The organism is Brevundimonas sp. UBA6550 (assembly GCF_002434505.1).
Lineage (GTDB): Bacteria > Pseudomonadota > Alphaproteobacteria > Caulobacterales > Caulobacteraceae > Brevundimonas.
In genome coordinates this window covers 453,601-477,864 of the sequence record NZ_DJKE01000008.1, presented here as the reverse complement: position 1 = coordinate 477,864, position 24,264 = coordinate 453,601, and the positions used below count along the sequence as shown (strand labels likewise).

The following is a 24,264-nucleotide window of genomic DNA, read 5'->3' as shown; positions in this document are numbered from 1 at the left end:
CCCTAGTGATCGTGGCTCGCGCCGGACTTGTCGATGTCCGCGCGAATGAGGAAGGCGCCGTCGACGACATAGGTCGTGCCGGGCTCGATGCCGCCGAGAACCTCGGTCCACTCATCGGTACGACGCCCTAGCTCGAGCATCCGCACCTCGTAGGTGTCGCCGACCTTGGCGTAGACTACGGTGAAGTCGCGGAAGGGCTGGAGCCCCTTCGTCTTGACCGCCAGCGGCACTTCGCCGGCCCCGACCTGGACCACGCCCTCGACGCCGAGCCCCGGCCGCCAGACGCCGCCCTGGTAGGGCAGTTCCACATGGGCGACGAGTGTCTGGCTGAGAACGTCGTCCGAGGGCAGGATCGCTTCGATCACGCCCGTCGCCGTGTGTTCGCCAGCCAGGCTCTTGAGCTCGACCCGCTGCCCGACGCGCACACGCTCCGCGTCACGCGGATAGAGGAAGAACTCCGCATGGAGGCGTGTCGGGTCGCCGATCGTCAACATCGGCGGGCCGTTGCCGGTGATCTGGCCGGGGTTGGCGTTCTTGGTCGTGACCACGCCCGAGATCGGCGCCGTCACCGAATAGGTCTGCAGGCTCTCGCTGGATTCCACCCGCGCCAGAACCTGTCCGCGCGACACCCGCTGGCCGAGCTGAACGTTCAGCGAAACGATGCGGCCCGGATAGCGCGCAAACACCTCCGCCTGACCTTCGGGCGTGATCTCCACCCGACCCGACAGGGGCAAGGTTTCGCCCAGCACGGCGGGGCCGGCCTGTTCGGTCGTCACCCCGCCCGCCTGCGCGGCCTGGGACGAGATGATCGTGCGCCCCTCGTAGGACTGGTAGGTCCAGTTCGACCGCTTCCCGGCGCGCACGGCATTGACCGCCACGTCGAAAGAGTGCGGTTCGAACACCACGCCGGGGCTGGCGAGGTAGTCGTTCTCCGGTGCGAAGATGAAGCGATCGACTTTCGGACCCAAACGCGTGAGGGCCATGGTGACCTGGACCTGGCGCGGATCGACCGGCTTGTCGTTCACATAGGGATAGAGGCGGAACAGCGGCTCCGGCCCTTCCTCGTAAATGGTCACCTCCAGAGCGAAATCGCCGTCACGGAGCAGCCGGCCGTTATGGGGGCCGCGCTCGTAGTCGGCCGCCGCAGCGGCTTCCGCCTCGCTTTCGGGCGCCGCCTTTTCGGCGCCGCCGCCGCACGAGGCCAAGGCCAGGGCGAAGGCCGATACCGCCGCGCCATAGGCGATGAGCGGAGTTCTGATCTGTCTCATTGTGGGGTCTCCATGCCGAGCAGGTCGGCGTGCGCGCCGGTCAGGCGATCAAGGCGGGCGCGGTCATTGTGGAAGGCCTGAAGCACCGTCACGCGACGGGCTCGGCTCTGCAGAAGGGCCGTCTGGGCGGCCATGACGTCGTTGTAGGTGAAGCCGCCGCGCGCGAACCCGTCACGGACCAGGGTCACGGCCCGCTCCGCCTGCGGCAGGGTCTCTTCGCTGATGCGCCGGACCTCATTGGCCTGGGACAACAACAGAACCTGGAGGCGAGCGATTTCGCGATCCAGTTCGATCCGTCTCGCGCCGAGATCCGCCTGCGCCGCTATGCCTTCGGCCCTGGCGCGGTCGATAGCGCCCTGGTTCCGGTCGTAGCGTTGCAAGGGGATGGATCCGCCGACGACCAGCGACAGGTCGTTGTTCCAGAAGTGGCGAACGCCGACGCTGACGGTGGGATCGGCAACGGCTCTCGCCTCTTCGACCCGCACCTGGGCGACTGCCGCAGCCTGACGCGCGCGGAACACGTCGAGATCGGCTTCCGCGACTTCGCCGGCGACCACACGCGATGCGCTGGTGTCTTCGAAGGCGGTCGGATCCAGACGGAAGTTGACCGTCCCGTCCCAGTATTTGCCGATCATGATCGCCGCCATACGCGCGGCGACCTCGGCCTGATCGAACTCGATCTGGGCCTGGGCCAGTTCAGCCTCGGCGCGTGCTCCGGCGAACAGAGGATCGCGCGCGGCGTTGACCCGCCGTTGCACCTCGTTCTGGAAGCGCTCCGCCATGGTGAGCCGCTCTCTGGCGATCTCGACCTGGGCCTGAGCCGCCATGGCGTCTGACCAGGCGCGCTGCACCTGTTCCAGACGATCCAGTTGGGCGACCCGCGCCTGTGCGGCGACCAACAAGCCTTCGCTACGCGCCAGGCTGGAACGGGCAGGACGGTCCCCGCCACGCTCGATCCTCTGCTCATAGGTCAGGGTGGTCTCGGTGCGATCGAGGATGTCGCCCCCGCCCAACGTCGGCAGGTTCTCGACCATCAGTCCGAGGGTCGGATTGGGGCGCACCCCGGCCTGGCGCACACCGGCTTCGACAGCGCGCAGTCGCGCTTCGTAACCCGCACGCGCCGGGTCGGCGACGATCGAACGCCGCAGCGCCTCTTCGAGCGACAGGACAGGCGAGGCTTGGACGGCTTCAGCGGATGGCGTCGCCTGGGCGAGCGCCGATGAAGGCAGCGACACGGTCGCCGCTAGGACGAGAGCAAGGGCGGACATGACCGCGCCTCGCCCCCGCCATCCGGCGGAGCCGGACATGGAAGATATCAAGGAATTTCTCCAACAGGACGCGCACGGCCGCACGGCCGCGCAGGATCAGCTTTTCAGGCGATCAGGCGTTCTGTTTTGGAGGCTGGTGCGGGGCGTCGATCAACGCGCCCGGCGGGACGGATTCCGGGGTCGGACCCAGGCGCACAACATAGGCGATAGAGGCGTCGATCGGCGGCAGTTCGTCGCCGATGACCAGGTGCTGATCGGCGCCGCCATGGTGGTGATGCGGTTTGATCGGCTGTCCGTCGAAGTCGTCGTCATTCGCGTCGACAAGCGTGTCGCCAGGGCTGGCGTCGACGACTTGATGATCGTGATCGTGATCATCGGCCGCGATTTCAACATAGGCGACGCCTGGGAATTGAACCGCGTGCTCGATCTTGTGCTCGGCGCTGATCGCGCCAAAGGCTTGCAGCGCGACCATAAGGGTCACGGCAAGTCCGACGCAAAACTGGCGAGCAAGGTGAGACAATAGAATACCCCGAGGATCTCCGAATACGTCGAACGCGGAGTTTCGGCAATGGGGCGACGATGGGGCAGATTGTCCGACCGGACCGTAAACCGCTGCGCAGAATGCCGCTTAGGCGCAACGCGCTATGCTCCTTCTCGCTCATCGAGTCTGCCTTTGCGCGCGCGGTGGGCACTGGCCTTCGCCGAGGAAACGAAGTTGGACAGGCTACCGGGCCCTCTCAAGCGCAGAGGCGATCCCCGAGTCGATGACTGCGCCGCCTAACGAGAGGAATTAGGCTGACCCTCCGATCTTCTTTCCCCGTTGCTGACGCGCGGGTTGAATGTTCGATATTCTAACATTACATTGATCGAATGTCGGAGGATCAGCCATGACACAGATCAAGGACAAGCCGGAGACCAAGCCGTTTCCCGTCAAGGAGGTGAGCGCCTGCCTCTTGGCGGAGCTGACCTCACTGGCGGAAAGCGAGTTTGCCCTGCAGGGCGTAACGCCTCCCGCCGACTCGAGAACCCTGCTTACCACCAAGATTCGGCTAGATTCCCTGACGGTCGTCGACGTGACCTTGGCGCTAGAGGACATTCTCGGGTTCGAGCCCAAGAATATCGTCAAGACCGGCGGCTACGATTCCATCCAAGCTGCTTTGGACCATATGATGCCCCGGCTTGAGGCGGCCTGGAAGAAAACCCATCCGGCCAGCGCATGATCGACGACGACGAACAGGCCCGGCGCAGTCTGGGGGAACGGCTTCGCGAGGCGCGGGAATATCTCGGTCTGAAGCAGGAAGAGGTGGCCGCACATCTCAAGCTGCCCCGCACGGCCCTGACCGGGATCGAGAGTGGACAGCGGCGCGTGGAAGCGATCGAACTCACCCGCCTAGCGCGTCTCTACCGGCAATCCGTGGGCTATCTCACCGGAATCGAGGGGCCGCCTGATCTGCCACCCGATGTGGCACATCTGGCGCGCCAGGCGGCCGACCTATCGCAAAGAGACCGGGAGGAACTGGGCCGCTTCACTGAGTTTCTACTGGCGCGCGCCCGGAAGACGGACTGACGGATGGCGCGGACCTATCAGGAGGCCGTCCGGAACGGGGTGGCGGCCGCTGGCCGGTTGCATCGCCAGTTCGATCTTCGCGCCCGGCTGGAAGCCGAACCCGGCGCGGTGGATGTGTTTGATTTGATCGCGGCGCTCGACACTCCCCTGATGGTCCGCCCCCTCGACGGGCTGCTGGGCGCCTTCGTCAACGTCCCTATTCCGGGGATCATGATCACCACCCAACGCCCACTTAGCATCCAGCGCTTCACCGCCGCCCATGAGCTCGGCCATTCGACCCTCCGGCATCAGCCCAGCCTCGATGACGAGGCCCAGGTCCTGCGACGCGCGCCAGGTCGCGATCTCAGCCCCGGCTTCCAGGAGACGGAGGCCGACGCCTTCGCCGCCGCCCTGCTGATGCCCCGCTGGTTGATCACAGCCCACTGCGCCCGGCAGGGCTGGCGGGCCGTCGATCTCGAACGCCCGCAGGTTGTCTATCAGCTGGCGCTTCGCCTCGGAGTGAGCTTCGAGGCCATGACGCGCACCCTGGAGCGCTACGACCTGCTCGACGCCGGACGGCGCCAAACCGTCCTGGCGACAAGACCCCGGACCTTGAAGGTCGAGCTCCTCGGCGACTTCACCCCGCCAACCTATCACGGCGACGTCTGGCTTCTGACGGAGAAGGACCAGGGCGGACGGATCGACGGCAGCCGCGGGGACCTATTCGTCATCCGGGTCCGGGAACTGGGGTCGGCCGGCTATCTTTGGGATTTCGACACCCTTCAGGCCAGCGGCCTGGTCGTCCTGCGTGACACCCGGTTCGTCGGCCCGCGGGACAGTGTCGGCGATCCGGTGAAACGCGAGGTCCTAGCGGGCCCTGACGGCGAGGACGTCGAGGGGGCGTTGGATCTGCGCCAGAGCCGCCCCTGGCTCGAGGAGCCGCCGATCGCCGCCCTGGCCGTGGCCTTCGACCTCTCCGGCCCCGAGACGTCCGGCCTTTCCCGCGCCGAACGTCGCCGCTGGCTGGCTGCGGCTTGAGGATGGCGGCCTTGGACATCAGCACGGATCTGCGCCACCGTCTCGGACCGGCTCGCGACCAGGGTCCGCGGCCGACCTGCCTGGCCTTCGCCGCCAGCGATCTTCACGCCGCGGTGCGTCCGGGCTGGACGCCCCTGTCTTGCGAGGCGGCCTTCCACCATGCCCAGAATCGCGCGGGTCGCCCCCCGTCTTCCGGCGCGGGTCTGGGGTTCATGCTGGACGCGCTGCGCGAGGATGGCCAGCCCGCCGAAGAACATTGGCCCTATGTCCCGACGCCGCCGGCTAACGACGCCTGGAGCACGCCGCCGGCGGACGGCGTCCGGTTCACCCGCAAGGGACAGCCCCTGCCTTTCGGCTGGGTGGAGATCATCGACGCCCTCCAGGCCGGGCGGCCGGTGCTGATCCTGCTGAGGCTTTCCGCCAGCTTTTACAGACCGGACGCCGCGGGGGTAGTCCGACCGGTGCCCGGTGAGGTCGGGGATCCAGCGCTGGGCCATGCCGTGCTGGCGGTTGGCCATGGCGAGATCGCCGACGCCCCGGTCCTCTTGGTCCGGAACAGCTGGGGAGCCGGTTGGGGTGTCGCCGGTCACGCCTGGCTGACCCGGACATATGTCGAGCCCCGTCTTTACGGGGCCGCCCTTCTCGAAGAGGACGATCATGTATCTCCCCATTCCGTCGCAGCCTGATTGCTTCAGCGCTTGGCGCGCCGCAGTCCAGACGGTCGATGATCGTCCGGGCCACGAGGCCCAGAACGTCATCATCGACGTCGCCGATCCCCTGGCGCGCGCCACCCTCGGCGATCCCGCAGTGACCCTCGTGGACGACTTCCTCAGACAGTGGGACGCCAAGCCGATCGAGACGGTGGCCAACACCCTGTTTCCCGCCGCCCTCCATCGCCGGCACGGATCACCGGCCTTCTATGATCGGTTTAGGGACCATGTCCTTCCCGCCGCATCGCGCGGCGGAGACCGTTGGTCGGGCTATTATTTCGAGCGGATGATCAATCTGCCGCGTCCGGGCGGAGGCGTCGCCTTCAATCAGCTGGCCGACATCGTTGATCGTCTGAAGGATCCCTCGGTCAAGGCGCTCAACAAGTTCGAGCTCTCTGTCTTCGACCCCCTGCGCGACGTCGACCGGTCCCCTTACGGCGGTCAGTGTCTGAGCCACGCCAGCTTCAAGCCCGAACGGACCGCCGCGGGCGATCGGCTGCATCTGACGGTGATGTACCGCAATCACTATTATATCGAGAAGCTGCTGGGGAACCTCATCGGCCTGGGGCGGCTGATGGCCTTCGTGGCCCAGGAAGCGGGGCTTCAGGTCGGCGCCCTGACCGTCCTGTCGTCGCACGCGATCATCGATCAGCCTCGCAACGATGCGAAGCAAACCGCGCCGCGCACCGCTATCAAGGCCATGCTGGCGGCCTGCGACGCCCTAGTTGAGCGCTGAGGGCGGCTCCAGCCCGGCGAAGCTGAGCTGGGCGTCGGCGACCTCGTACAGCGCGTGCATGCCCGCCACGAACTCGGCCTGACCGCCATAGCTGGGATGACGCACCGCATCGGAGGCGACGCCGAGATTCGTTAGGGCCTGGCTGGCGTCCCGGCCGATGGCCACGATCCGGGCTGGTTGGACCATCTCGATTAGGGCCTCCAGCAAGGGCCATGTCGCATCCCGCTCCGCGCGAGTATGCGGCCGGTTCGACATTGGGTCTTGGGCAAGATGCGGATGGAAGGGGAAAACGTTCCACAGCATGGTCGGGCGTTGCACCCGCCGCAGAACACTCCAGACGACCGCCGCCGTCCGTTCCGCCATGACCGGTCCTTCGGTAGCTCTGACCAGGGCGATGTCGCCCATCAGGGCCGAAGCCGAGGCGAGATGAACCTCGTCGGTCAGGGGCACGCCGGTCCGGCGGCCGCCCCGATAGCCGAGATCTCGTCCGATCCAAAGGGTCGCGCCGTCCACCTCTACCGCGCGCTCGAGGAAGAGACGCAGGTTTTCCCGGCGCAGCGAGGGAGCGTCGGCCCGGTCGCAGACGGCGCACTGGTCGCGCCAGGGATTGAACACATTGGGCAGGGAGGCGCTCTGGAGCGCATCGACAAAGGCGGTGGGCGTCATGATGCGAGGGCCTCTACACGCAAAGACCGAGTCTCGAAATCCAAGATTACCCGTCCGCGTCGGTGCTGACGCAGATATCGGAAGACCTCATAGCCCTGAAGAATCGCCTCCTCCCAAAGCCACAGCGGGAGACGGTCCGCCTCGTAGCCGGCCACGAACTGCTTGATTTGTTTAAGCAGATCTAGGGGAAGTTTGCCGATCCCGACTCCTTCGAAATAGTTCAGCCGCTGCGCCTGGCCAAACACCCAGGTCGAGACGCCTTCCTCTATCAGGATCGCCCGGGCTCCGTCCTCGGCGTCATCGATCTGGGGCTGGCTCTTGCGCTTCAGCCGCATCAGCGCCCGCGTCACCGGCGACCAGCCGAGCACGGCGACGAAGGCGTAGTGGAAGACGTCGTGGAACCGGTAGTCATCCTGCTCCAGCGAATTGTCGGTCAGACGGTCGCCGATGAACAGGGCGTTGCAGCGCTGGAAGACATAGTCTTTGTCCCCGACCCGCTTCTCATAGACCTCGACCTCCAGCCGACGCGGCAGTTGCTCGTCGGGATCGGCGTCGGCGTCGAAGGGCTCGGGGTAAGCCCGCGTCTCCGGCCATCGGTCGAAGATCTTGTAGGTGTGTCCGTCGTCGAAACATTTGGCGCAGGTTTGGCGTGGCGTTAACGGAGAGCGGGCCTCGTCAGGGGTTGGCTTTTAGGCGGCGAGCTTGCGGTGCTGCAAGCGGCGATGTTCGATGGTCTGTTTCTTGATGGCGGCGCGCTGGGCGTGGATCTGCCGATCGCGGCCAAAGTAGGCATCTGCGGGCGTCACATTGCCCAGGCTTTCGTGATAGCGCTGGTGGTTGTAGTGCTCGATGAAGGCTTCGATCTGGGCTTCGAGATCGCCGGGCAGGTAATAATTCTCCAGTAGGATGCGGTTTTTCAAGGTCTGGTGCCAGCGCTCGATCTTGCCCTGTGTCTGGGGGTGAAAGGGGGCGCCGCGCACGTGGCTCATGGACTGGGCCTCGATATAGGCGGCCAGTTCGCCCGCGACATAGCTCGGGCCATTGTCCGAGAGCAGGCGCGGCATGTGCAGCACGGTGGCGCTGTCACAACCTGATGCGGCCAGCGCCAAGTCCAGCGTGTCGGTGACATCGCCCGCCGTCATGGTGGTGCACAGCTTCCACGAGATGATGTAGCGGGAATAGTCGTCGAGCACGGTTGAGAGGTAAACCCAGCCCCAACCGATCAGCTTGAAATAGGTGAAGTCGGTCTGCCACATCTCGTTTGGTCGCATCGTCTTGGTGTGGAACTCGTCGCGGGCCTTGATGACGATATAGGCTGGGCTGGCGATCAGATCCTGTGCCTTGAGCAGGCGATAAACCGTGGCCTCGCAGACAAAGTACTGCTTCTCATCGGTAAATTTGGTGGCCAACTCGCGGGGCGAGAGTTCGCTTTCCTCCAGCGCCATGTCGATGATCTGTTTGCGCACATTCTCGGGCAGCCGGTTCCATACCCGGCTTGGCGCCGAGGGGCGGTCTTCCAGCGCCTCAGGCCCACCATCAAGGTAGCGGGCATACCAGCGGGCAAAGGTGCGGCGTGGGATGCCCAGTTTCTCCAGCGTCTGTCGGGTGGGCAGATGGGATTGCTCGACGAGGCGGATGATCTCGAGCTTTTCTGCGGCGGGATACCTCATTCTTGGTCGCCCCCATCCGCGATCATGCTTTTTTTAAGCAGGCGGTTCTCGAGCGTCAGGTCGGCCACGCATTCCTTGAGAGCCAGTGCTTCACGGCGCAGATCCTTGACCTCGTCACTGGTGGCGGCACGGGCCGTGTCCCCGGCCAGACGGCGTTTGCCAGCCTCAAGGAATTCTTTTGACCAGGAATAATACACGCTCTGGGCGATGCCTTCGCGGCGGCACAGTTCAGCGATGCTCTCCTCGCCGCGCAGGCCTTCGAGCACGATGCGGATTTTATCCTCGGCCGAGAAATGCCGGCGTGTGGCACGGCGAATATCTTTCACCACCACCTCGGCGGGCTTCTTGGTGGGCTTGGCAGCCAATTTTGGGCTGGAGGGATTGGGTCTCATCTGCGTTCCTTACGTCACTGCGACGAGACCCAATCCCTCCATTATCCGCAACCCCAGATCTGTGCCAAAGGCGCTGACGCCGAACAGGATCTCGCCAGGTCGCATAACGAGGAGCGCTATACGGTCATCGAGCAGACTGGTTTCTAACGAGGTAGTACCTTCTAGCTAAAGACACCAAACCTCAGACCATCGATACGAGACAATATCCGGCTGATCCCAATCTCAAGCGCGACATCTCTCGCGACTTTTCCGTCGTGGATCGGTGCGTTGGCGAGGAACTGCCTTGCGGCATCCTCAGACCCGAAAACGTCAACAGCGTCGCCAGCAATCATATCGAGGACTGTATCGATCTTCGCCAGAGATGTTGGGACGCCCAGTGTCTCCCCGTACCGAGCAACAGCGGCAGCATAGTCGGAGATGGGATCCGGCATTGTGTCGAAACTGCCAGCCATTAGAGAACCCTACGCAATCTGGGCGGAGGATGTCCCGTCCAGCGTAGACGCGCAACATTTGTCGCTGTCGCCCCCCCGTCACTGCGTCTCTGGGCCACTTGCCGATGAACCGAGCTTCCTCGACGCTCATAATGAGAATCTCAGATATCGGAGCACAGATGCCGCTATAAAACAGATAGTTGGAATCTCAGATTTTCAGCACACTCACAGCCGCCGAGCTGATCTCGCCAGACGAAGCGAGGATACGGGCTTGCTCGCGCGTCTCCGCCAGAGCGGCATCTGTGGAGGTCAGGTCTGCGCCCGTAATGACGATCTCGGCCTCGAATTCCAGTCTTGGCAGAGGCGTCCGCTCGACAGCCTTGCCGGCAGCTTTTTTTGCCCACCAGCCAAGAGGTGGGGTTGGGACAGCGTGCTTGCGGCAAATCTTGTGGAGCGCGACATCGGACATCGCGAACTCTTTGGCGAGTTGAACCATTGGCTTGGTCCAGACGAGGTCGTGGAAAGCTTGTCTAGTGAACCGCCGCGCCATAATGCCTCGGTTAGTGAGTTGCGCCCGGCGAACTAGATGCAATGCCGTGCCGGTGCCGCAAAATACGCCGCGCGGGCCCAACTCCGCTCTTCTCCTGGCGTTTATCCACAGGTTAATCAGGTTTCAGGCAGCGACTAGGCATCGCGCCCCCACAGCGACAAGTGGCTTCAGGCTCGCAACGGAAGTTAGATGCGCGCCTGCAACAATAGTATCCTGCAAAATCCATAAATAGTCATTTATGCTCAGGGAGTTATCATCGCAACGGATGGCGAATATGTGCGATCTACGAAGCGTATCCAATCTCAGATTTGTTTCAGCTCTTGCGCATCGATTCAGCGGCCCAGCCGACTTTCCTCAGCCGTCGCCTGATATGTGGCCGGCGCCGCGGCTGGCGGCGGCTGTTTGGTCAGGCGGACGCCTTTGAGCCAGAGCTTGAGCGCTTCCCAGTGGATCGCTGCCATGACCTTGAGGGTCATCAGCGGAATTGACGCCGTGACGGATGCGATGGCGCGGTCTGTCAGCGGTTGGCGCTGCGCCTGCATGGCGGCGGTGATCAGGACGCCCTCGGCGTCCAGGCCGTCGATGGTCATGTCCAGTTGATCGCTCGGCGCGTGGCCACGAAACCGATAGTCCATCTCCATGCCCATGAAGGGTGAGACATACAGCGCCTTGGCCGCGCCCTGGCGGATCAGGCCCTTGGCCTGGTCGGCGGCCGGCACGGGAATGACATAGGCGTGACGCACGCCGAATGTGCTGGTGACTTCATACACCATGGCCGCCAGCCTGCCGTCGGCATGATGGCAGTAATACAGGCTGATCGGGTTGAAGACGTAGCCCAGAACGCGGGGCATGGTTAACAGGCGGACCGGCCCCGCGCCGATATCTATCCCGGCGCGCACCAGCCACCTCTGAACCTGGGGCCTGAGATCGCCCGATCCGTCGCCATAGTCGCGGTCGTGAAAGGACAGCAGGTTGAAACGATTGCGGGAGAAAAGACGCAGCCGCCCCGCTGCGGCGTCGATCTCGCTCAGGTCCAGAAACAGCCAGAAGACGCGGTAATCCAGCTGGTGAACCTTGGGTCGCAGCCGACGGTGCATGACCCGGCCGCGGTAGAGGGCCGAAGTCTGGCTCATGCCGCGCGCTCGAGATCCGGGATCGGGCTGGCGGTCAGATGGATGCGGCTGCTCTCGTTCTCGACCGTCCAGGGCCGGCGCACCCCGCCCAGCTGTTCGGCGACGGCCAGGCCGGATTGCAGGCCGTCCTCATGGAAGCCGGCGCCGAAATGCGCCCCGCAGAACCATATGCCCCCCTGCCCTTGCAGGCTCCACAACTGCTTCTGGGCGGCGACGGCGGCCGGATCGAAGATCGGGTGTTCGTAGATCTCGCTGCGCAGCAGGGTGTCGGGGCGTGGCGGACGCGGCGGGTTCAGGGTGACGAACAGGTCGTCGCCGGCGAGGCCCTGCAGCCGGTTCATCCAGTAGGTGACGCACAGGCCGTCGTCCGCGCCGATATAGTTCCAGCTGGCCCAGGCGCGGCGCCGACGCGGCATCAGGGAGGCGTCCGTATGCAGCACGGTCAGATTACGGCTGTAGCGGAAGGCGCCCAGCAGCGATCGCTCGGCGGGCGTGGGCTGATCCAGCATGGCCAGCGTCTGGTCCGCGTGGGCGCCGATGACGACGTGGTCGAACCGTTCGACGCCGCCGTGGCTGTCATGAACGATCACGCCGTCGTCGGTGCGGCGGATCGAGACGACGCCGTGATCCAGCCGGACGTCCTGAAGCGCGCGGGCCAGGTGTTCGACATAGACACGGCTGCCGCCCTCCACCGTGCGCCACAGCGGGCGACCCACCAGTTTCAGCAGACCGTGATTGCCGCAGAAGCGGATGAAGGATTCGGCCGGATAATCCATCAGCGTATGGGCCGGCGACGACCAGATGGCGGCGGCCATCGGCAATAGGTGATCGTCGCGAAACGCCTCGCTGAACCCTTCGCGCTTCAGATAGTCGCCCAGCGTCAGGGACGGATCGTTCAGGCCGACCAGATCGCGCGGCGCCTCGCGATAGAAGCGCAGGATTTCGGTCAGCATCGACCAGAAGCGCGGCCTCAGCGCATTGCTACGCTGGGCGAACAGGCCGGGGGCGGCGTATTCGAACTTTCCATCGTCCAGCGACACGGCGAACGACATGTCGGTGGCGCGGGTGTGAATGCCCAGATGCGCGAACAGGGCGATCAGATTGGGATAGGTGGCGTCGTTGAAACAGATGAAGCCGGTGTCCACCGCGATTTCGCCGGACGGCACGCCCGCCGTCACCGTGTTGGTGTGGCCGCCCAGACGGTCCGCCTTTTCATAGAGCGTGACCCGGTGTTTCTGCGATAGAAGCCAGGCCGAGGACAGGGCCGCGACGCCCGAACCGACGACGGCGATCTTCAGGGGTTCGAGAGACGATCTTGCGGGCGAGACGGACATGTAGGCTCCAGGGCGCGCTCGCAGGCGCGGCGACGACGCATGGAGGATTTACGGCCCTGCGTCATGATCGGATCGCGATTGATCCAGACATTTCCGCGCGCCGTATTAGGGTTCATGCATGGCGAACCCCAATCCTTCGCATCGACACGGTCCGCAGCTACGGCTTCCCGGTCCGACACTTCTCGCGCTGGGCGAATGACACGACCTGACGCGCCCCTGGATTCCCGGTTGCACGATCAGATGATCGAGGCGATCGCGCTGCGGCGCGACCGGGCGGCGTTCGCCTGTCTGTTCGAGTATTTCGCGCCACGCCTGAAAGCCTGGCTGATCAAGTCGGGGGCGACGCCGGGCGCGGCCGAGGATTTCGCCCAGGACGCCATGCTGACGGTGTGGCGCAAGGCCGATCTGTTCGACGGCCGCAAGGCGCGGGCGGCGACCTGGATTTTCACCATCGCACGCAATCGCCGGCTGGACATCCTGCGTCGCGACGCCCGGGCGCTGCCGACGCCGGAGATCGAACTGGCGGGGGAAGACGTTCTGCGTCCGGACGAGCTGTTGGCCATGTCGCAGGATGCGGATCGGGTGCGTGACGCCCTGGCCCGTCTGACCCCTGAACATGTCGAAGTGCTGCGCCTGGCCTTCTTCGTCGACAGTTCCCATTCCGAAATCGCGCGCCAGTTGGATTTGCCGCTGGGCACCGTGAAATCCCGCATTCGAAACGCCATGACCAAGCTTCGACTGATCCTAGCCCCATCCGAGGAGGCGTCGCTATGAACGCGCGCCGCAATCCATCCGAAGAGCGGCTGCTGGCCTACGCATCCGGGTCGTTGAGCGCGCCGGAGGCCGTGGTGGTCGCCGCTCATCTGGCCATGCGTCCGGCCAACGACGCCTGGGTGCGAGAGTTGCAGGCCGTCGGCGGCGCTTTCCTGAACGACGCTTCGCCCGCCGACTTGTCAGAGGATGCGCTGACGCACGCCCTGGCGCGGATCGAGACGGATGCGGGCGCGGTCCGGTCGCCCGCCCCGCTGAACGACATGCCCGAACTGCCCGAACCGCTTCGCCGCTATGCGCTCGGACCCTGGCGTTGGATCGGGCCGGGCATGCGGGTTCGCGACGTCCATGCGCCGCGCGACGGCGACTGCCGCGTCATTCTGTTGCGGATCGAACCGGGTCGCGAGACGCCGAAACACACCCACGGCGGGGTCGAACTGACCTGCGTCATCTCCGGCGCTTACGCCACCGAGACGCAACGGTTCGATGTCGGCGATCTGGAGGAGGCGAACGACGACGTTTTGCACCAGCCGCGCGTGGTGTCCGACGAGGCCTGTCTGTGCGTGGTCGCTCTGGATGGCCAGATCAAGCTGGACGGCTGGTTGGGATGGCTGATGCAGCCGTTCGTGCGCCTGTGACGGAGCTGATCGGTCTCTGGGGCGTGGCCGCCCTGTTCATGGTCGCGGTGATGTCGGCCGCCTGGGGCGTTCAGCGTGGGACGGGGCAAGGCGGATGGGCCGACGCCTTCTGGTCCTTGGGCCTGGGCGCCGCCGGCGTCGGCGTAGCCTTGTTCCCGATCGACGGCGCCGCCCCCTCCCCTCGCCAATTGCTGGCGGCCTTGCTGATCGGCGTATGGGGTCTGCGCTTGGGGTTACACATCGCCAAGCGTGCGGCGGGCGAAGGCGAGGACGCCCGCTACGCGCGGCTGCGCGAAGACTGGGGGCGCGGCTTTCAGGCGAAGATGTTTGGTTTCCTGATGTTGCAGGCCGGCGCCGCGGCTTTGCTTTCGCTCAGCGTTCTGGTCGCCGCGCGCAATCCGGCGCCCGGCCTGACGCTTCAGGACGCTCTGGCGACGTTGATCTTCGTCGGCGCCCTGTTCGGCGAAGGCGTGGCCGACCGACAGTTGGCGGCGTTCAAGCGCGACCCCGCCAACAGGGGCAAGGTGTGCGATGTAGGGCTGTGGGCCTGGTCGCGGCACCCGAACTATTTCTTCGAATGGCTGGGCTGGTGCGCCTGGCCCGTCTTCGCCATCAGCCTTGGCGGCGACTGGCCCTGGGGTTGGCTGGCGCTGACCGGGCCGGCCTATATGTACTGGCTGCTGACTCAGGTCTCGGGCGTGCCGTTGCTGGAGGCGCATATGAAGCGGTCGCGGCCCGCCGCCTTCGCCGCCTACGTCGAGAAGACGCCCAGCGCCTTCTTTCTTCGCACGCCACGCCGCTAAGGCTTGGGCGCTGCGCCGATGTGCGTCTGCCCGCGCTGTTGGGCGATTTCGATCTGGCGATGGCGCTCGGCGTAGCGGGCGCGCTGGCCCTCGTCGCGCGTGTCGTGACAGCGCGCGCAGCAGACGCCCTCCACGTAGCGTGCAGAGGCGCGACCAGCCTCGTCCACCGGCAGACGGCAGCCGCGGCACAGGGTGTGCGGCCCCTGGCTCAGGCCGTGACCGACAGAGACGCGCTCGTCGAAAACGAAACACTCTCCGCGCCATAGGCTGTCGTGTTCGTTCGTCGTCTCAAGATAGCGCAGGATCCCGCCCTCCAGATGGTGAACGTTCTCGATCCCTTCGGCCTTGAGAAAAGCGGTGGATTTTTCGCAGCGGATTCCACCGGTGCAATACATGGCGACCCGCCGCGCGCCGGTCTGCGCCAGCAGGGCGCGGCCTTCGGTGCGGAACCAATCGGGGAAGTCGCGGAAGCTCTCTGTATTGGGCTGCACCGCGCCTTCGAACGCGCCGATCTGGCCTTCGTAGGCGTTGCGCGTGTCGATCACCAAGGTTTCCGGATCGGCGATCAGGGCGTTCCAGTCGGCGGGCGAGACATAGACGCCGGCGTCGCGCGCCGGGTCCAGGTTCGGCTGGCCCATGGTGACGATCTCGGCCTTCACCCGCACCTTCATGCGATGAAACGGCAGGACGTCGGTCCAGGCGTATTTCAGTTCCAGCGTATCGAAGCCCGGCAGGGCGTAGATGGCGCTCAGCACCGCCTCCACGCCATCGACCGGCCCGGCGATGGTGCCGTTCAGCCCCTCATGGGCGACCAGCAGCGTGCCCCTCACCTGCCCGGCGTCGCACACGACCTGCAGCCTGTCGCGAACCGCCGCCGGATCGGCGACGGGCGCGAAGCGATACAGCGCCGCCACGCGGACGGTCTGTTCGGGCGAGGTGGGGATGTCGGTCATGTGCGGACCCAGTACGCGCCGCGCCAGGGATGGCGCGCCCAGCAGGACTCGAACCTGCAACATCCCGCTTAGAAGGCGGGTGCTCTATCCGGTTGAGCTATGGGCGCTTCTGGCCGGACGCAGGCGTCAGTGCGTCCAGGATTGCTTGCGGTTGGTGGCGAAGTTGTCGGCATAGGCCTTGATGATCATCGGGGGATCGTTCGGCTCATGCAGGCGGAAGGCGATGCCGTGGCGCTCGGCGTATTCGACGGCCTCTTCCTTCGAATCGAAGTTCAGGCGGACCTGACCGTTCATGTCGCTGGAGCTGGTCCAGCCCATCAGCGGGTCGATGGTGCGCGCCGAGGCGGGTTCGAACTCCAGCCGCCAGTCGCGGCTCTTGGCCTTGCCCGACTGCATCGCGGTCTTGGCCGGGCGGTAGATGCGAGCGAGCATGGGGCGGGTCCTCAGTGACGGCGGGCTTTCGCTCTTGCCATAACGCGCGCCGGATGCGGAATCCAGCGGCCTTCCGTTGGTCGGGGCGAGAGGATTCGAACCTCCGACCCTCTGGTCCCAAACCAGATGCGCTACCAGGCTGCGCTACACCCCGGACCGAACGGAGCGCCCTATTGGCACTTCGCGCGGCAAACCGCAATCAAGGCTTGAAATAAGGGTGTAAAACTTTGTCGCCGGGCTGGGCGTTGATCTCGGCGGCGCGACCGGCGCGCAGTTCCAACACGCCATTGGCCGCCCCGTTCGACGGGATCGGCGCCTCGGAAAACGGCGTGGCGTGCGAGGCGATGGAGACGATGCGCCCCTTGGGGTCGATATAGAGAATGTCCAGCGAACTGGGGGTGTTGCGCATCCAGAAGCTTTGTTCGCGCGGCGCTTCGCCGGGCCATTGGAACAGCATGCCGCGATCCGCATCCAGCGGCGGTCGGAACATCAGACCGCGCTGACGCTCCGGTTCGTCATCGGCGATCTCGACCCAGAACGGATGCTCGCCCGAGGTGGTGACGATGGCCAGACGCTGCAGCGGCTCGCCATTCGGGCCGGTCGGCGCCTTGGCCGCGCAGCCCGCGACGGTCAGCATCAGCATTCCAGCCAGAATCAGTCGTCTGGTCGCGTCGATCATGCGCCTCTCCTGGGCGCCTGACCTCAGCCGCCCGTTCTGATGTCCGCGACCACCAGTCCCTTGGGACCATTGGCGAATCGCACCCGCACCGTGTCGCCAGGGATCAGATCGTCCAGACCGCAGCGACGCAGCGTTTCGATATGGACGAAGATATCGCCTGGCTCGCGATCACGCACGACGAATCCGTAGCCCTTGGTGCGATTGAACCATTTGACCAGGGCGGTCTCCATCACGTCGTCCGATGCGTCGGACGGGGCGACTGGCGGCGGGGCGCGACGAACAGGCGGCGCCGCCTCGCCATTCCCCAGATCGTGGATCGCCACTGTCTGCCACCCTTTTGGACGTTTGACGCAATCGCAGGTGATCGGCGCACCCTCGTCCGCCACATCGCGCCCGAGGTCGCGGAGGCTGCTGATGTGAAGCAGCACGTCGCGCATTTCGGTCAGCGTCGGATCGTCAGGAACGATGAAGCCGTAGCCCTTTACCGCATCGAACCATTTCACCCGGCCGATGACGCGGACGGTCTGCACCGTCTCCATCTCGCTGTAGTCAGACAACTTAAGACCCCCGTCCGCGCCTCTAGCGGACTCGATCTATGTTTAACACCGTTCCGCGAAACTTTGAAAAGCGGAAAATGCACGCAAGGGGCGAAGATTAACGTTATGGGTCAATGACCGCGAACGACAAACGCATGCGGCATGGTTCCGCCATGTGGAACATCAACAATGGTCGTCGGTGAAATTCGAGGGTCGCCAGAACCGTTCGGTTCGATGGTCGTCCTGCCCCGCGTGGCAGTCCCTAGGGGAGTCGAACCCCTCTTTTCAGGTTGAAAACCTGACGTCCTAACCGATAGACGAAGGGACCGCTGCGCGGGAGAGCCGGCGATATAGCCGCGCCCTCGAAGCGGTGCAAGCTTGGATTTTCAGTTTTTTGAGACGCGGTCAGATCATCCGGGGATCGGACACGTCCTCGATCTCGAACTGCACGCCCTTGCGGCCATTCCAGTCGTCGGCCTTCAGCCGACCGACCACGCTCAAGCCCCCCTGCCCCGCCAAAAGCGCTTGGCCGGTCGGTAGATCGGCGCAGCGCCAGGCGATGGCGCGGACCGAGGCGCCATCCGGCCCGACCAGCCGGCAACGAACGTGGCCGCCGTTCATCGCGACCGGCTCGCGCGCCTGAACGCCGCTGAGGGCGAATGTCGGTTCTGGATTGGCGGGACCGAAGGGCGCCAGGCGTTCGAACGATTCGAACAGGGCGCGGGTCGCGGCGGATGGATCGATCAGGGCGTCGATCTCCAACGCATCCTGAGCGACCGCCTGGATGCGTTCCTGCGCCAGCCGGTCGTTCAAAAAGGCGGTCAGTTCCGCCAGACGCGCGCCGTCCATCGTCAGGCCCGCCGCCATGGCGTGCCCGCCGCCGGCGATCAGGACGCCGCCTTCCCACGCCGCCTGGATCGCGCGACCCAGGTTCATGCCGGGCTGGGATCGGCCCGATCCCTTGCCGACGCCGGTGACGGGATCGACGCCAATGACGATGACGGGCTTGCGCCACCGTTCGCGCAGACGCCCTGCAACGATGCCGACCACGCCCGGGTGCCAGTCGTCGCCGGCCACCACGACCACGGCGCTGTCGTCGGCGTGGGCGCCGGTCGCCTCGACGCGGCGCACGGCGGCCTCCGTCACCGCCCGCTCGACCTCGCGCCGCGACAGGTTCAGGGCGTCCAGTTCGATGGCCAGGGCTTCGGCCTCTCTGGGATCGTCGGTCGACAGCAGGCGCGCGCCCAAATCCGACCGCCCAATCCGTCCGCCGGCGTTGATTCGCGGTCCCAGGATGAAGCCCGCGTGGTTGCTCTTGGCCGGTCCCGGCTCGGCGCCCGCCGCCGCCAGCAGGGCGCGCAGGCCCGGATTTCGCCAGTCGCTCATCACTTTCAGCCCCAGGCCCGTCAGGGCCCGGTTGAAGCCGGTCAGGCCGGTGACGTCGCAGATCGCGCCCAGGGCCGCCAGGTCCAGCCATTGGCGGATGTCGGGCTCGGGCCTGTCGGCGAACAGGCCGCGTCTGCGCGCCTCGCGGTTCAGGGCGGCCAGAAGCACGAAGACCACCCCGGCCGCCGCCAGATTGCCCTGGCCCGAGTTGCAGCCTGGCCGATTGGGATTGACGACCGCCAGGGCCGTGGGCGGCTCGCTGCGCATCATATGGTGGTCGATCACCACGACGTTCAGGGCGATGGCGGCGGCGTGGGCCAGCGCCTCGTTCGCCGCCGCGCCGCAATCGACCGTGATGACCAGATCCGCGCCCGACGCCTTCAAGGTGTCGAAGGCCCTGGCGCTGGGGCCGTAACCTTCGGTCAGGCGGTCGGGCACATAGATGGGCAGCTCATGGCCCATGGCCCGGAACCAGCGCACCAGAAGGGCCGCGCTGGAGGCGCCGTCCACGTCGTAATCGGCGAACACGTGAATGCTGGCCTGGGCCTGGAGCGCGTCCAGGACGGCTTCGGCCGCCGCGTCCATGTCCATGAAGCTGGACGGATCGGGGAACAGGGCGCGCAGCGTCGGCGCCAGAAAGTCCGCGCCCTGATCGACCCGCACGCCACGCGACGCCAGGGCGCGGGCCAGAACCTCGTCCAACCCCAAGGTCTGCATATGGGCGCGCACGACCGCCGCATCGGCCGGCCTCTGTCGCCATGCGCGACCGGACAAGGATCGGGACACGCCCAGGAAGGCGTTCAGGGTCTTTGCGGCGCTGTCGTCAGCCATCGGCGCATCATCGGCGGATTCTGCCGCCGAGGCGACCGCCCGTGTGGATTTCAACGCGCGGGGCGGCGGTCGAGCGGCGGCGGCGCCTTGGCCCGGTCGCGTAGGCTCTGGGCGAAGGCCTCGATCTCGGCCTGGGTCCGCGCGGCGTCCGGCGATACGGGCGCGGCGGCGACCTTGGCGGTGATCTGGGCGGCCAAAGCCTCTGGATCGTTCAGGGTCCAGTCGATCCGTGCGATTTCGCCATTCAGAGCGGCGTTGTCGGCCTGAAGCCGCCGGGCGTTCGTCGCCACTTGTCGCACGTCCGGCAGGCCGGTCGGGGCGGCGGGGAAGTCCTCCCAGCGGGGATAGTGGCGGTTAGCCTCGACCAGCTCCTGCACGCGCGGGGCCAGCGGCGAGGCGGCGTCGGTCTTGGCGGACAGGCCGCTGGAGCAGGCACCCAGCGCGCCCGTGATCGCGACTGCGGCGATCAGGATCATCTTTTTCGAGAGCGGCGCGTTCATTTCCCGATCGGTCTTATGCCATCATGGCCCCGCGCGGAAGGGCGGATGAACCGGCCCGCGGCGCAGGAAGCGCGAAGGACGATCATGGCCAAGCCTCCCCCGCCCCCGAAAGACACGACCGAGAAGCCCGCGCGAAAGGCCGGCCGCCCCACCTCCGCCAAGCCTCGCCCGCCGCGTCGGCCCAAGGAACAGCCGCAGACGCCGCCCCAAGCGCCGCCGCCGGCCGACGAACCCCAGCCCGCCTTTGCGGGCGCCGAACAGGCCGCGCTGATCGAGACGCTGTCGCTCAATCTGGCCAAGGCGGCGATGATGGCCCAAGGCGCCATGGCCGAGGCCGCCCTGAGCCAGGCGGCCAGGAACCCGGACGGCCCGGCGACGCTGACGCCCGACCCGTTCAACGTCGGCCCGGCCATGACGTCGGTGATGACCAGCCTGGCCGCGCGGCCCGAGAAACTGTTTCAGGCCCAGGCCGATCTGTTCGGCCGCTACATGGATCTGTGGAGCAGCACGGCGCGTCAGGCGGCGGGCGAGACGCCCGATCCCGCCCCGGCCGACAAGCGGTTCAAGGACCCGGCCTGGTCGGAAAATCCGATGTTCGACATGATGCGGCGCTCCTATCTGCTGACGTCGGACTGGATGAACGGACTGGTCGCGGGGGTCGAGGACGTCGATCCGGCGGTGAAACGCCGCGCCCAGTTCTTCACCCGCCTGCTGACCGACGCCTTCTCGCCGTCGAACTTTCTGGCCTCCAACCCGGTGGCGCTGAAGGCCCTGGCCGAGACCAGCGGCGAATCCCTGGTCAAGGGAATGGAGAACTTCGCCGCCGACCTGGAACGGGGCGGAGGATCGCTGCGCATCAGCCAGGCCGATTACGGCAAGTTCGTCGTGGGCGAGAACGTCGCGACGGCGCCGGGCCAGGTCGTCTGGCGCGACGAGCTGTTCGAACTGATCCAGTACGCGCCGGCCGGCGAGACCCAGCATGATGTCCCGCTGCTGATCTTCCCGCCGTGGATCAACAAATTCTACATCATGGACCTGCAGCCGGCGAACTCGCTGATCCGCTGGCTGTCGGCGCAAGGCTTCACCGTCTTCGTCTGTTCCTGGGTCAACCCGGATCGTGACAAGGCCGATTTCGGTTTCGACGACTATCTGGAGAAGGGCGTTTATCGCGCCGTCGAGAAGACGCTAGAACAGGCGGGCGCGGATCGGTTGAACGCCGTCGGCTACTGCATCGGCGGCACCCTGCTGGGCGCAGGGCTGGCGCATATGGCGGCCAAGGGCGACACGCGCGTCGCCGCCGCCACCTTCTTCGCCGCCCAGCACGATTTCGCCGAGGCGGGCGACCTGCTTCTGTTCACCGACGAACACTGGATCGCCGAGATCGAGCGTCAGATGGATGCGGCGGGCGGCGTCTTGCCTGGCGCGGCGATGGCCGAAACGTTCAACGCGCTTCGATCCAACGACCTGATCTGGTCCTTCTTCATCAGCAACTATCTGCTGGGCAAGGATCCGCCGGCCTTCGACCTGTTGTTCTGGAACGCCGATCAGACGCGAATGCCAAAGGCGCTGCATCTGGCCTATCTGCGCCAGATGTACGGCGCCAACGCCCTGGCCCGAGGCGTGTTCGAGATCGGCGGCCTGACCGCCGACCTGTCGAAGGTCAAGATCCCGCTGTATTTCCAGGCCAGCCGCGAGGACCATATCGCGCCGATGAACTCGGTCTATCGCTCGGCGCGGCTGTTCGGCGGGCCGGACGTGACCTTCACCCTGGCCGGATCGGGCCATATCGCCGGCGTCATCAACGCCCCGGCGGCGCGAAAATATCAGCATTGGACCAACCCCGCCCTGCCCGACACCCTGGCGGAATGGCAGGCGGGCGCGACGGAGCATCCCGGCAGCTGGTGGGACCATTGGGCGGCGTGGCTGCGCGAACGGTCCGGCAAGCCGATTCCCGCTCGTGATCCGACGAAGGGCCCGCTAAAGCCCATCGAGCCGGCGCCCGGCAGCTATGTGAAAGTGAAGTCTTGAGCCGTATCGAACCGAACGCCCTTCTGGCCCTCAGCACGGGCGTCGCCCTGGCGCTTTTGCTCATGACCGCCAGCGTGTTCGGGGCGCCGGGCAATACGCTGAAATATGTCCTGTCGGCCGTGATCTGCGCCGGCGCCTTCGTGCTGCTGAACGGGCGGGTGGCGCGGATGATGAAGCGGCCGGCGGTCCAGCCGATGATCCACGCCGACGCCCCCGGCACGGCCGTCTGGTCGGGCCTGTTTCCGCTGATGGTCATCGCCATGGCCTGCGCGCCGGTCTTCTTCGCCAGCCACGACTACGGTCTGCTGGTCATCATCGCATCGGTCATCTTCGGCGCGACCGTGGAGTCCGCGATCAGGGCGCGCAGCCTCTAGGCGGCTGAGAACTTCAGCGCCACGCCGTTGTTGCAGTAGCGCAGGCCCGTCGGGCGCGGCCCATCCGGGAAGACATGGCCCTGGTGCGCCAGGCAGCGGGCGCAATGGTATTCGGTGCGCGGAACGCCGATAGCCAGATCGCGCTTCTTGCCGATATTGGCGGCGATCACGTCATAGAAGCTGGGCCAGCCCGTGTGGGAATCGAACTTCCACTCCGATCGGAACAGCGGCAGGTCGCACCCCTTGCACGCGAAGACGCCGCGCGCGTGCTGGTCGTTCAGGGGACTGGAATAGGGGCGTTCGGTCCCCTCGTGCCGCATGACGCGCCAGGAGGCGTCGCCCAGGCGTCGTCGCCAATCCGCATCGGACACCCGACGATAGGGCGAGGCGGCATATTGCCCCTCCCCGGCTTCGGACGTCTCGGGTGAACAGGCGGAAAGGGCGAGCGCGCCGGCGCCCATCAGAAGGCCCCGGCGATGCAGGATCAGGGACTGGGTCATGCCCCTGATACGACGAAGGCCGCCGAATGGTTTCAGCCGCTCAGATCAGGCCCGTCGCCTCGTCCAGGCCCAGCATGATGTTCAGGTTCTGCACCGCCGCGCCCGAGGCGCCCTTGCCCAGATTGTCGAGCAGGGCGACCAGCCGCGCTTGTTCGCCATTGCGATCGCCGAATACATGCAGCCGCAAGCGGTTGGTGCCGTTCAGGCCCTCGGGCTCGATGCCGGTCATGGCTTCGGTCTCTTCCAGGTCCGCGACCTCGACGAAGCGCTGGCCGTCATAGGCCTCGACCAGGGCGCCGTGCAGCCGTTCGACCGAGGGCGTTTCCGGCAGAGCCGCCAGATGCAGCGGAACCTCGACCAACATGCCCTGGCGATAGGCGCCGACGGCGGGCGTGAACAGGACGTCGCGGCTCAGACCCGCATGTCGGGTCATCTCGGGAACGTGTTTGTGCTTCAGCGTCAGGCCATAGGCGCGATAGGCGGTCGCGGCGCCGGGCGCTTCGAACTCGGCGATCATGGCCTTGCCGCCGCCGGAATAGCCCGACACCGCATTGACCGTGACCGGATAGTTGGCCGGAACCAGACCCGCCTTCACCAGCGGCCGCATCAGGCCGATGAAACCCGTCGGATAGCAGCCAGGGTTCGACACGAACTGCGACCGCGCGATCAGCGCGCGCTGCCCCGCATCCATTTCGGGAAAGCCATAGGCCCAGCCCGGCGCGACCCGATAGGCGGTCGAGGCGTCGATCACCTTCACGGACACGTTCTCGATCATCGCCACGGCTTCCCGCGCCGCATCGTCGGGCAGGCACAGGATCACGGCGTCCGCGCCGTTCAACGCCTCGCGCCGCGCCTCCACATCGCGACGACGCTCGCCCAGCAGGACCAGGTCCAGATCCGGGCGCGCTTCCAGCCGCTCGCGGATCTCAAGCCCCGTGGTGCCGGCCTCGCCGTCGATGAAGATGGTGTGGGTCAACTACTCAATCCTTCGCGCCGGTCGGCGCCGGTGCGGTTTCACTAATGCCGTTGGACTGTGCGGACAATCGGGCAAGCCATGCCGCCCCGTTCCCTAGAGTCATTCCAGCCAAACA

Annotated in this window: 27 protein-coding genes and 3 tRNA genes; 11 read left to right on the top strand and 19 right to left on the bottom strand. The window is 65.9% G+C overall.

From position 1 onward, the window contains the following. Positions 1-2: 2 nt before the first annotated feature. Together B3Z70_RS10300 and B3Z70_RS10295 are read right to left on the bottom strand one after the other, a co-directional pair. Complete coding sequence (locus B3Z70_RS10300) at positions 3-1,268, bottom strand: efflux RND transporter periplasmic adaptor subunit (RefSeq protein ID WP_292045458.1); 1,266 nt, start codon at positions 1,266-1,268, stop codon at positions 3-5. Next, complete coding sequence (locus B3Z70_RS10295; RefSeq protein WP_292045456.1) at positions 1,265-2,536, bottom strand: TolC family protein; 1,272 nt, start codon at positions 2,534-2,536, stop codon at positions 1,265-1,267. The genes B3Z70_RS10300 and B3Z70_RS10295 overlap by 4 nt, the downstream gene beginning before the upstream one ends. A gap of 37 nt (positions 2,537-2,573) precedes the next feature. On the opposite strand from B3Z70_RS10295, the gene B3Z70_RS10290 reads away from it, so the two are divergent. The 6 genes from B3Z70_RS10290 (at position 2,574) to B3Z70_RS10265 (ending at position 6,566) form a co-directional block, all read left to right on the top strand. Then, entirely contained in the window at positions 2,574-3,059 is a 486-nt protein-coding gene (locus B3Z70_RS10290) for a hypothetical protein (protein WP_292045455.1), read from the top strand. 364 nt (positions 3,060-3,423) lie between these two features. Beyond that, positions 3,424-3,756, top strand: coding sequence for a hypothetical protein (locus B3Z70_RS10285; protein WP_292045452.1), 333 nt, complete (start codon positions 3,424-3,426; stop codon positions 3,754-3,756). Next, positions 3,753-4,103 carry a helix-turn-helix domain-containing protein gene (locus B3Z70_RS10280; RefSeq protein WP_066551539.1) on the top strand — a complete coding sequence of 117 codons (351 nt, stop codon included), beginning with the start codon at positions 3,753-3,755 and terminating at the stop codon, positions 4,101-4,103. Before B3Z70_RS10285 ends, B3Z70_RS10280 begins: the two co-directional genes overlap by 4 nt. A gap of 3 nt (positions 4,104-4,106) precedes the next feature. Next, positions 4,107-5,120 (top strand): ImmA/IrrE family metallo-endopeptidase, encoded by a 1,014-nt coding sequence (locus B3Z70_RS10275; protein ID WP_292045450.1) that lies wholly within the window; start codon positions 4,107-4,109, stop codon positions 5,118-5,120. A gap of 11 nt (positions 5,121-5,131) precedes the next feature. Further along, on the top strand, positions 5,132-5,806 hold the full coding sequence (locus tag B3Z70_RS10270) for a C1 family peptidase (RefSeq protein ID WP_292045448.1): 675 nt from the start codon (positions 5,132-5,134) through the stop codon (positions 5,804-5,806). Further along, entirely contained in the window at positions 5,778-6,566 is a 789-nt protein-coding gene (locus B3Z70_RS10265; protein ID WP_292045446.1) for a hypothetical protein, read from the top strand. The genes B3Z70_RS10270 and B3Z70_RS10265 overlap by 29 nt, the downstream gene beginning before the upstream one ends. On the opposite strand, the gene B3Z70_RS10260 is transcribed toward B3Z70_RS10265, so the two are convergent. The 6 genes from B3Z70_RS10260 to B3Z70_RS10235 form a co-directional block, all read right to left on the bottom strand. Further along, the gene (locus tag B3Z70_RS10260; RefSeq protein ID WP_066551536.1) at positions 6,552-7,232 is read right to left on the bottom strand and encodes a uracil-DNA glycosylase; all 681 of its coding nucleotides are present in this window, start codon (positions 7,230-7,232) and stop codon (positions 6,552-6,554) included. The two genes, B3Z70_RS10265 and B3Z70_RS10260, sit on opposite strands and share 15 nt — an antisense overlap. Beyond that, positions 7,229-7,753, bottom strand: coding sequence for a hypothetical protein (locus B3Z70_RS10255; RefSeq protein ID WP_292045642.1), 525 nt, complete (start codon positions 7,751-7,753; stop codon positions 7,229-7,231). The genes B3Z70_RS10260 and B3Z70_RS10255 overlap by 4 nt, the downstream gene beginning before the upstream one ends. Positions 7,754-7,921: 168 nt before the next feature. Then, positions 7,922-9,294 (bottom strand): IS3 family transposase gene (locus B3Z70_RS10250; RefSeq protein WP_095046155.1). Its coding sequence is split into 2 segments (ribosomal slippage): positions 7,922-8,937 and positions 8,937-9,294, totalling 1,374 coding nucleotides; the frame shifts between segments, so codons are not numbered across the junction. Positions 9,295-9,933: 639 nt separating this feature from the next. Then, entirely contained in the window at positions 9,934-10,221 is a 288-nt protein-coding gene (locus tag B3Z70_RS10245) for a hypothetical protein (protein WP_292045440.1), read from the bottom strand. Positions 10,222-10,607: 386 nt separating this feature from the next. After that, on the bottom strand, positions 10,608-11,408 hold the full coding sequence (locus B3Z70_RS10240; RefSeq protein WP_292021244.1) for a DUF1365 domain-containing protein: 801 nt from the start codon (positions 11,406-11,408) through the stop codon (positions 10,608-10,610). After that, positions 11,405-12,742 carry an NAD(P)/FAD-dependent oxidoreductase gene (locus tag B3Z70_RS10235; protein WP_292021245.1) on the bottom strand — a complete coding sequence of 446 codons (1,338 nt, stop codon included), beginning with the start codon at positions 12,740-12,742 and terminating at the stop codon, positions 11,405-11,407. The genes B3Z70_RS10240 and B3Z70_RS10235 overlap by 4 nt, the downstream gene beginning before the upstream one ends. Before the next feature lie 195 nt (positions 12,743-12,937). Between B3Z70_RS10235 and B3Z70_RS10230 the strand changes: the two genes are divergently transcribed. Genes B3Z70_RS10230 through B3Z70_RS10220 form a run of 3 tightly spaced genes read left to right on the top strand, consistent with a single transcriptional unit; the run spans position 12,938 to position 14,954 of the window. Continuing rightward, positions 12,938-13,516 carry a sigma-70 family RNA polymerase sigma factor gene (locus B3Z70_RS10230; protein WP_292045438.1) on the top strand — a complete coding sequence of 193 codons (579 nt, stop codon included), beginning with the start codon at positions 12,938-12,940 and terminating at the stop codon, positions 13,514-13,516. After that, the gene (locus B3Z70_RS10225; RefSeq protein ID WP_292021249.1) at positions 13,513-14,151 is read left to right on the top strand and encodes a ChrR family anti-sigma-E factor; all 639 of its coding nucleotides are present in this window, start codon (positions 13,513-13,515) and stop codon (positions 14,149-14,151) included. Before B3Z70_RS10230 ends, B3Z70_RS10225 begins: the two co-directional genes overlap by 4 nt. Then, a complete protein-coding gene (locus tag B3Z70_RS10220; protein ID WP_292021250.1) occupies positions 14,121-14,954 on the top strand; it encodes a DUF1295 domain-containing protein in 834 nt (277 codons plus the stop codon). The genes B3Z70_RS10225 and B3Z70_RS10220 overlap by 31 nt, the downstream gene beginning before the upstream one ends. On the opposite strand, the gene B3Z70_RS10215 is transcribed toward B3Z70_RS10220, so the two are convergent. The 9 genes from B3Z70_RS10215 to B3Z70_RS10175 all read right to left on the bottom strand — a co-directional run bounded on the left by B3Z70_RS10215 (position 14,951) and on the right by B3Z70_RS10175 (position 20,271). Further along, positions 14,951-15,907: a rhodanese-related sulfurtransferase gene (locus tag B3Z70_RS10215; RefSeq protein WP_292021252.1), complete on the bottom strand. Its 957-nt coding sequence runs from the start codon at positions 15,905-15,907 to the stop codon at positions 14,951-14,953. The two genes, B3Z70_RS10220 and B3Z70_RS10215, sit on opposite strands and share 4 nt — an antisense overlap. Before the next feature lie 30 nt (positions 15,908-15,937). Then, positions 15,938-16,014 (bottom strand) — tRNA-Arg (locus B3Z70_RS10210). A gap of 19 nt (positions 16,015-16,033) precedes the next feature. Further along, complete coding sequence (locus tag B3Z70_RS10205; protein ID WP_292021254.1) at positions 16,034-16,339, bottom strand: ETC complex I subunit; 306 nt, start codon at positions 16,337-16,339, stop codon at positions 16,034-16,036. A 77-nt stretch (positions 16,340-16,416) separates the two neighbouring features. After that, positions 16,417-16,493, bottom strand: a tRNA-Pro gene (locus B3Z70_RS10200). A gap of 45 nt (positions 16,494-16,538) precedes the next feature. Next, positions 16,539-17,018, bottom strand: a complete 480-nt coding sequence (locus tag B3Z70_RS10195) for a DUF192 domain-containing protein (protein ID WP_292021256.1) — start codon at positions 17,016-17,018, stop codon at positions 16,539-16,541. Positions 17,019-17,041: 23 nt separating this feature from the next. Further along, positions 17,042-17,557: a cold-shock protein gene (locus tag B3Z70_RS10190; RefSeq protein WP_292021385.1), complete on the bottom strand. Its 516-nt coding sequence runs from the start codon at positions 17,555-17,557 to the stop codon at positions 17,042-17,044. A gap of 250 nt (positions 17,558-17,807) precedes the next feature. Next, positions 17,808-17,882 (bottom strand) — tRNA-Glu (locus tag B3Z70_RS10185). A gap of 77 nt (positions 17,883-17,959) precedes the next feature. Then, positions 17,960-19,771, bottom strand: a complete 1,812-nt coding sequence (gene recJ, locus B3Z70_RS10180) for a single-stranded-DNA-specific exonuclease RecJ (protein ID WP_292021258.1) — start codon at positions 19,769-19,771, stop codon at positions 17,960-17,962. A 50-nt stretch (positions 19,772-19,821) separates the two neighbouring features. Next, positions 19,822-20,271, bottom strand: coding sequence for a hypothetical protein (locus B3Z70_RS10175; RefSeq protein ID WP_292021260.1), 450 nt, complete (start codon positions 20,269-20,271; stop codon positions 19,822-19,824). Between the two features lie 84 nt (positions 20,272-20,355). Between B3Z70_RS10175 and phaC the strand changes: the two genes are divergently transcribed. Both phaC and B3Z70_RS10165 read left to right on the top strand, forming a co-directional pair. After that, positions 20,356-22,299 carry a class I poly(R)-hydroxyalkanoic acid synthase gene (phaC, locus tag B3Z70_RS10170; RefSeq protein ID WP_292021262.1) on the top strand — a complete coding sequence of 648 codons (1,944 nt, stop codon included), beginning with the start codon at positions 20,356-20,358 and terminating at the stop codon, positions 22,297-22,299. Continuing rightward, on the top strand, positions 22,296-22,673 hold the full coding sequence (locus B3Z70_RS10165; protein ID WP_292021264.1) for a hypothetical protein: 378 nt from the start codon (positions 22,296-22,298) through the stop codon (positions 22,671-22,673). Before phaC ends, B3Z70_RS10165 begins: the two co-directional genes overlap by 4 nt. Here B3Z70_RS10165 and msrB read toward each other — a convergent pair. Together msrB and argC are read right to left on the bottom strand one after the other, a co-directional pair. Continuing rightward, positions 22,670-23,173 carry a peptide-methionine (R)-S-oxide reductase MsrB gene (msrB, locus tag B3Z70_RS10160; RefSeq protein WP_292021266.1) on the bottom strand — a complete coding sequence of 168 codons (504 nt, stop codon included), beginning with the start codon at positions 23,171-23,173 and terminating at the stop codon, positions 22,670-22,672. The two genes, B3Z70_RS10165 and msrB, sit on opposite strands and share 4 nt — an antisense overlap. 40 nt (positions 23,174-23,213) lie before the next feature. After that, positions 23,214-24,149 carry an N-acetyl-gamma-glutamyl-phosphate reductase gene (gene argC / locus B3Z70_RS10155; protein WP_292021268.1) on the bottom strand — a complete coding sequence of 312 codons (936 nt, stop codon included), beginning with the start codon at positions 24,147-24,149 and terminating at the stop codon, positions 23,214-23,216. Between the last annotated feature and the right edge of the window lie 115 nt (positions 24,150-24,264).

Coding starts and splice junctions, on each gene's coding strand:
- msrB (WP_292021266.1), bottom strand. CDS start 23,173: ATGACCCAGTCCCTGATCCTGCATCGCCGGGGCCTTCTGATGGGCGCC.
- B3Z70_RS10225 (WP_292021249.1), top strand. CDS start 13,513: ATGAACGCGCGCCGCAATCCATCCGAAGAGCGGCTGCTGGCCTACGCA.
- B3Z70_RS10265 (WP_292045446.1), top strand. CDS start 5,778: ATGTATCTCCCCATTCCGTCGCAGCCTGATTGCTTCAGCGCTTGGCGC.
- B3Z70_RS10175 (WP_292021260.1), bottom strand. CDS start 20,271: ATGAACGCGCCGCTCTCGAAAAAGATGATCCTGATCGCCGCAGTCGCG.
- B3Z70_RS10275 (WP_292045450.1), top strand. CDS start 4,107: ATGGCGCGGACCTATCAGGAGGCCGTCCGGAACGGGGTGGCGGCCGCT.
- B3Z70_RS10245 (WP_292045440.1), bottom strand. CDS start 10,221: ATGGTTCAACTCGCCAAAGAGTTCGCGATGTCCGATGTCGCGCTCCAC.
- B3Z70_RS10235 (WP_292021245.1), bottom strand. CDS start 12,742: ATGTCCGTCTCGCCCGCAAGATCGTCTCTCGAACCCCTGAAGATCGCC.
- B3Z70_RS10195 (WP_292021256.1), bottom strand. CDS start 17,018: ATGATCGACGCGACCAGACGACTGATTCTGGCTGGAATGCTGATGCTG.
- B3Z70_RS10230 (WP_292045438.1), top strand. CDS start 12,938: ATGACACGACCTGACGCGCCCCTGGATTCCCGGTTGCACGATCAGATG.
- B3Z70_RS10280 (WP_066551539.1), top strand. CDS start 3,753: ATGATCGACGACGACGAACAGGCCCGGCGCAGTCTGGGGGAACGGCTT.
- B3Z70_RS10295 (WP_292045456.1), bottom strand. CDS start 2,536: ATGTCCGCCCTTGCTCTCGTCCTAGCGGCGACCGTGTCGCTGCCTTCA.
- B3Z70_RS10290 (WP_292045455.1), top strand. CDS start 2,574: ATGGAAGATATCAAGGAATTTCTCCAACAGGACGCGCACGGCCGCACG.
- B3Z70_RS10215 (WP_292021252.1), bottom strand. CDS start 15,907: ATGACCGACATCCCCACCTCGCCCGAACAGACCGTCCGCGTGGCGGCG.
- B3Z70_RS10190 (WP_292021385.1), bottom strand. CDS start 17,557: ATGGAGACGGTGCAGACCGTCCGCGTCATCGGCCGGGTGAAATGGTTC.
- B3Z70_RS10260 (WP_066551536.1), bottom strand. CDS start 7,232: ATGACGCCCACCGCCTTTGTCGATGCGCTCCAGAGCGCCTCCCTGCCC.
- B3Z70_RS10240 (WP_292021244.1), bottom strand. CDS start 11,408: ATGAGCCAGACTTCGGCCCTCTACCGCGGCCGGGTCATGCACCGTCGG.
- B3Z70_RS10220 (WP_292021250.1), top strand. CDS start 14,121: ATGGCTGATGCAGCCGTTCGTGCGCCTGTGACGGAGCTGATCGGTCTC.
- B3Z70_RS10300 (WP_292045458.1), bottom strand. CDS start 1,268: ATGAGACAGATCAGAACTCCGCTCATCGCCTATGGCGCGGCGGTATCG.
- B3Z70_RS10285 (WP_292045452.1), top strand. CDS start 3,424: ATGACACAGATCAAGGACAAGCCGGAGACCAAGCCGTTTCCCGTCAAG.
- B3Z70_RS10205 (WP_292021254.1), bottom strand. CDS start 16,339: ATGCTCGCTCGCATCTACCGCCCGGCCAAGACCGCGATGCAGTCGGGC.
- phaC (WP_292021262.1), top strand. CDS start 20,356: ATGGCCAAGCCTCCCCCGCCCCCGAAAGACACGACCGAGAAGCCCGCG.
- recJ (WP_292021258.1), bottom strand. CDS start 19,771: ATGGCTGACGACAGCGCCGCAAAGACCCTGAACGCCTTCCTGGGCGTG.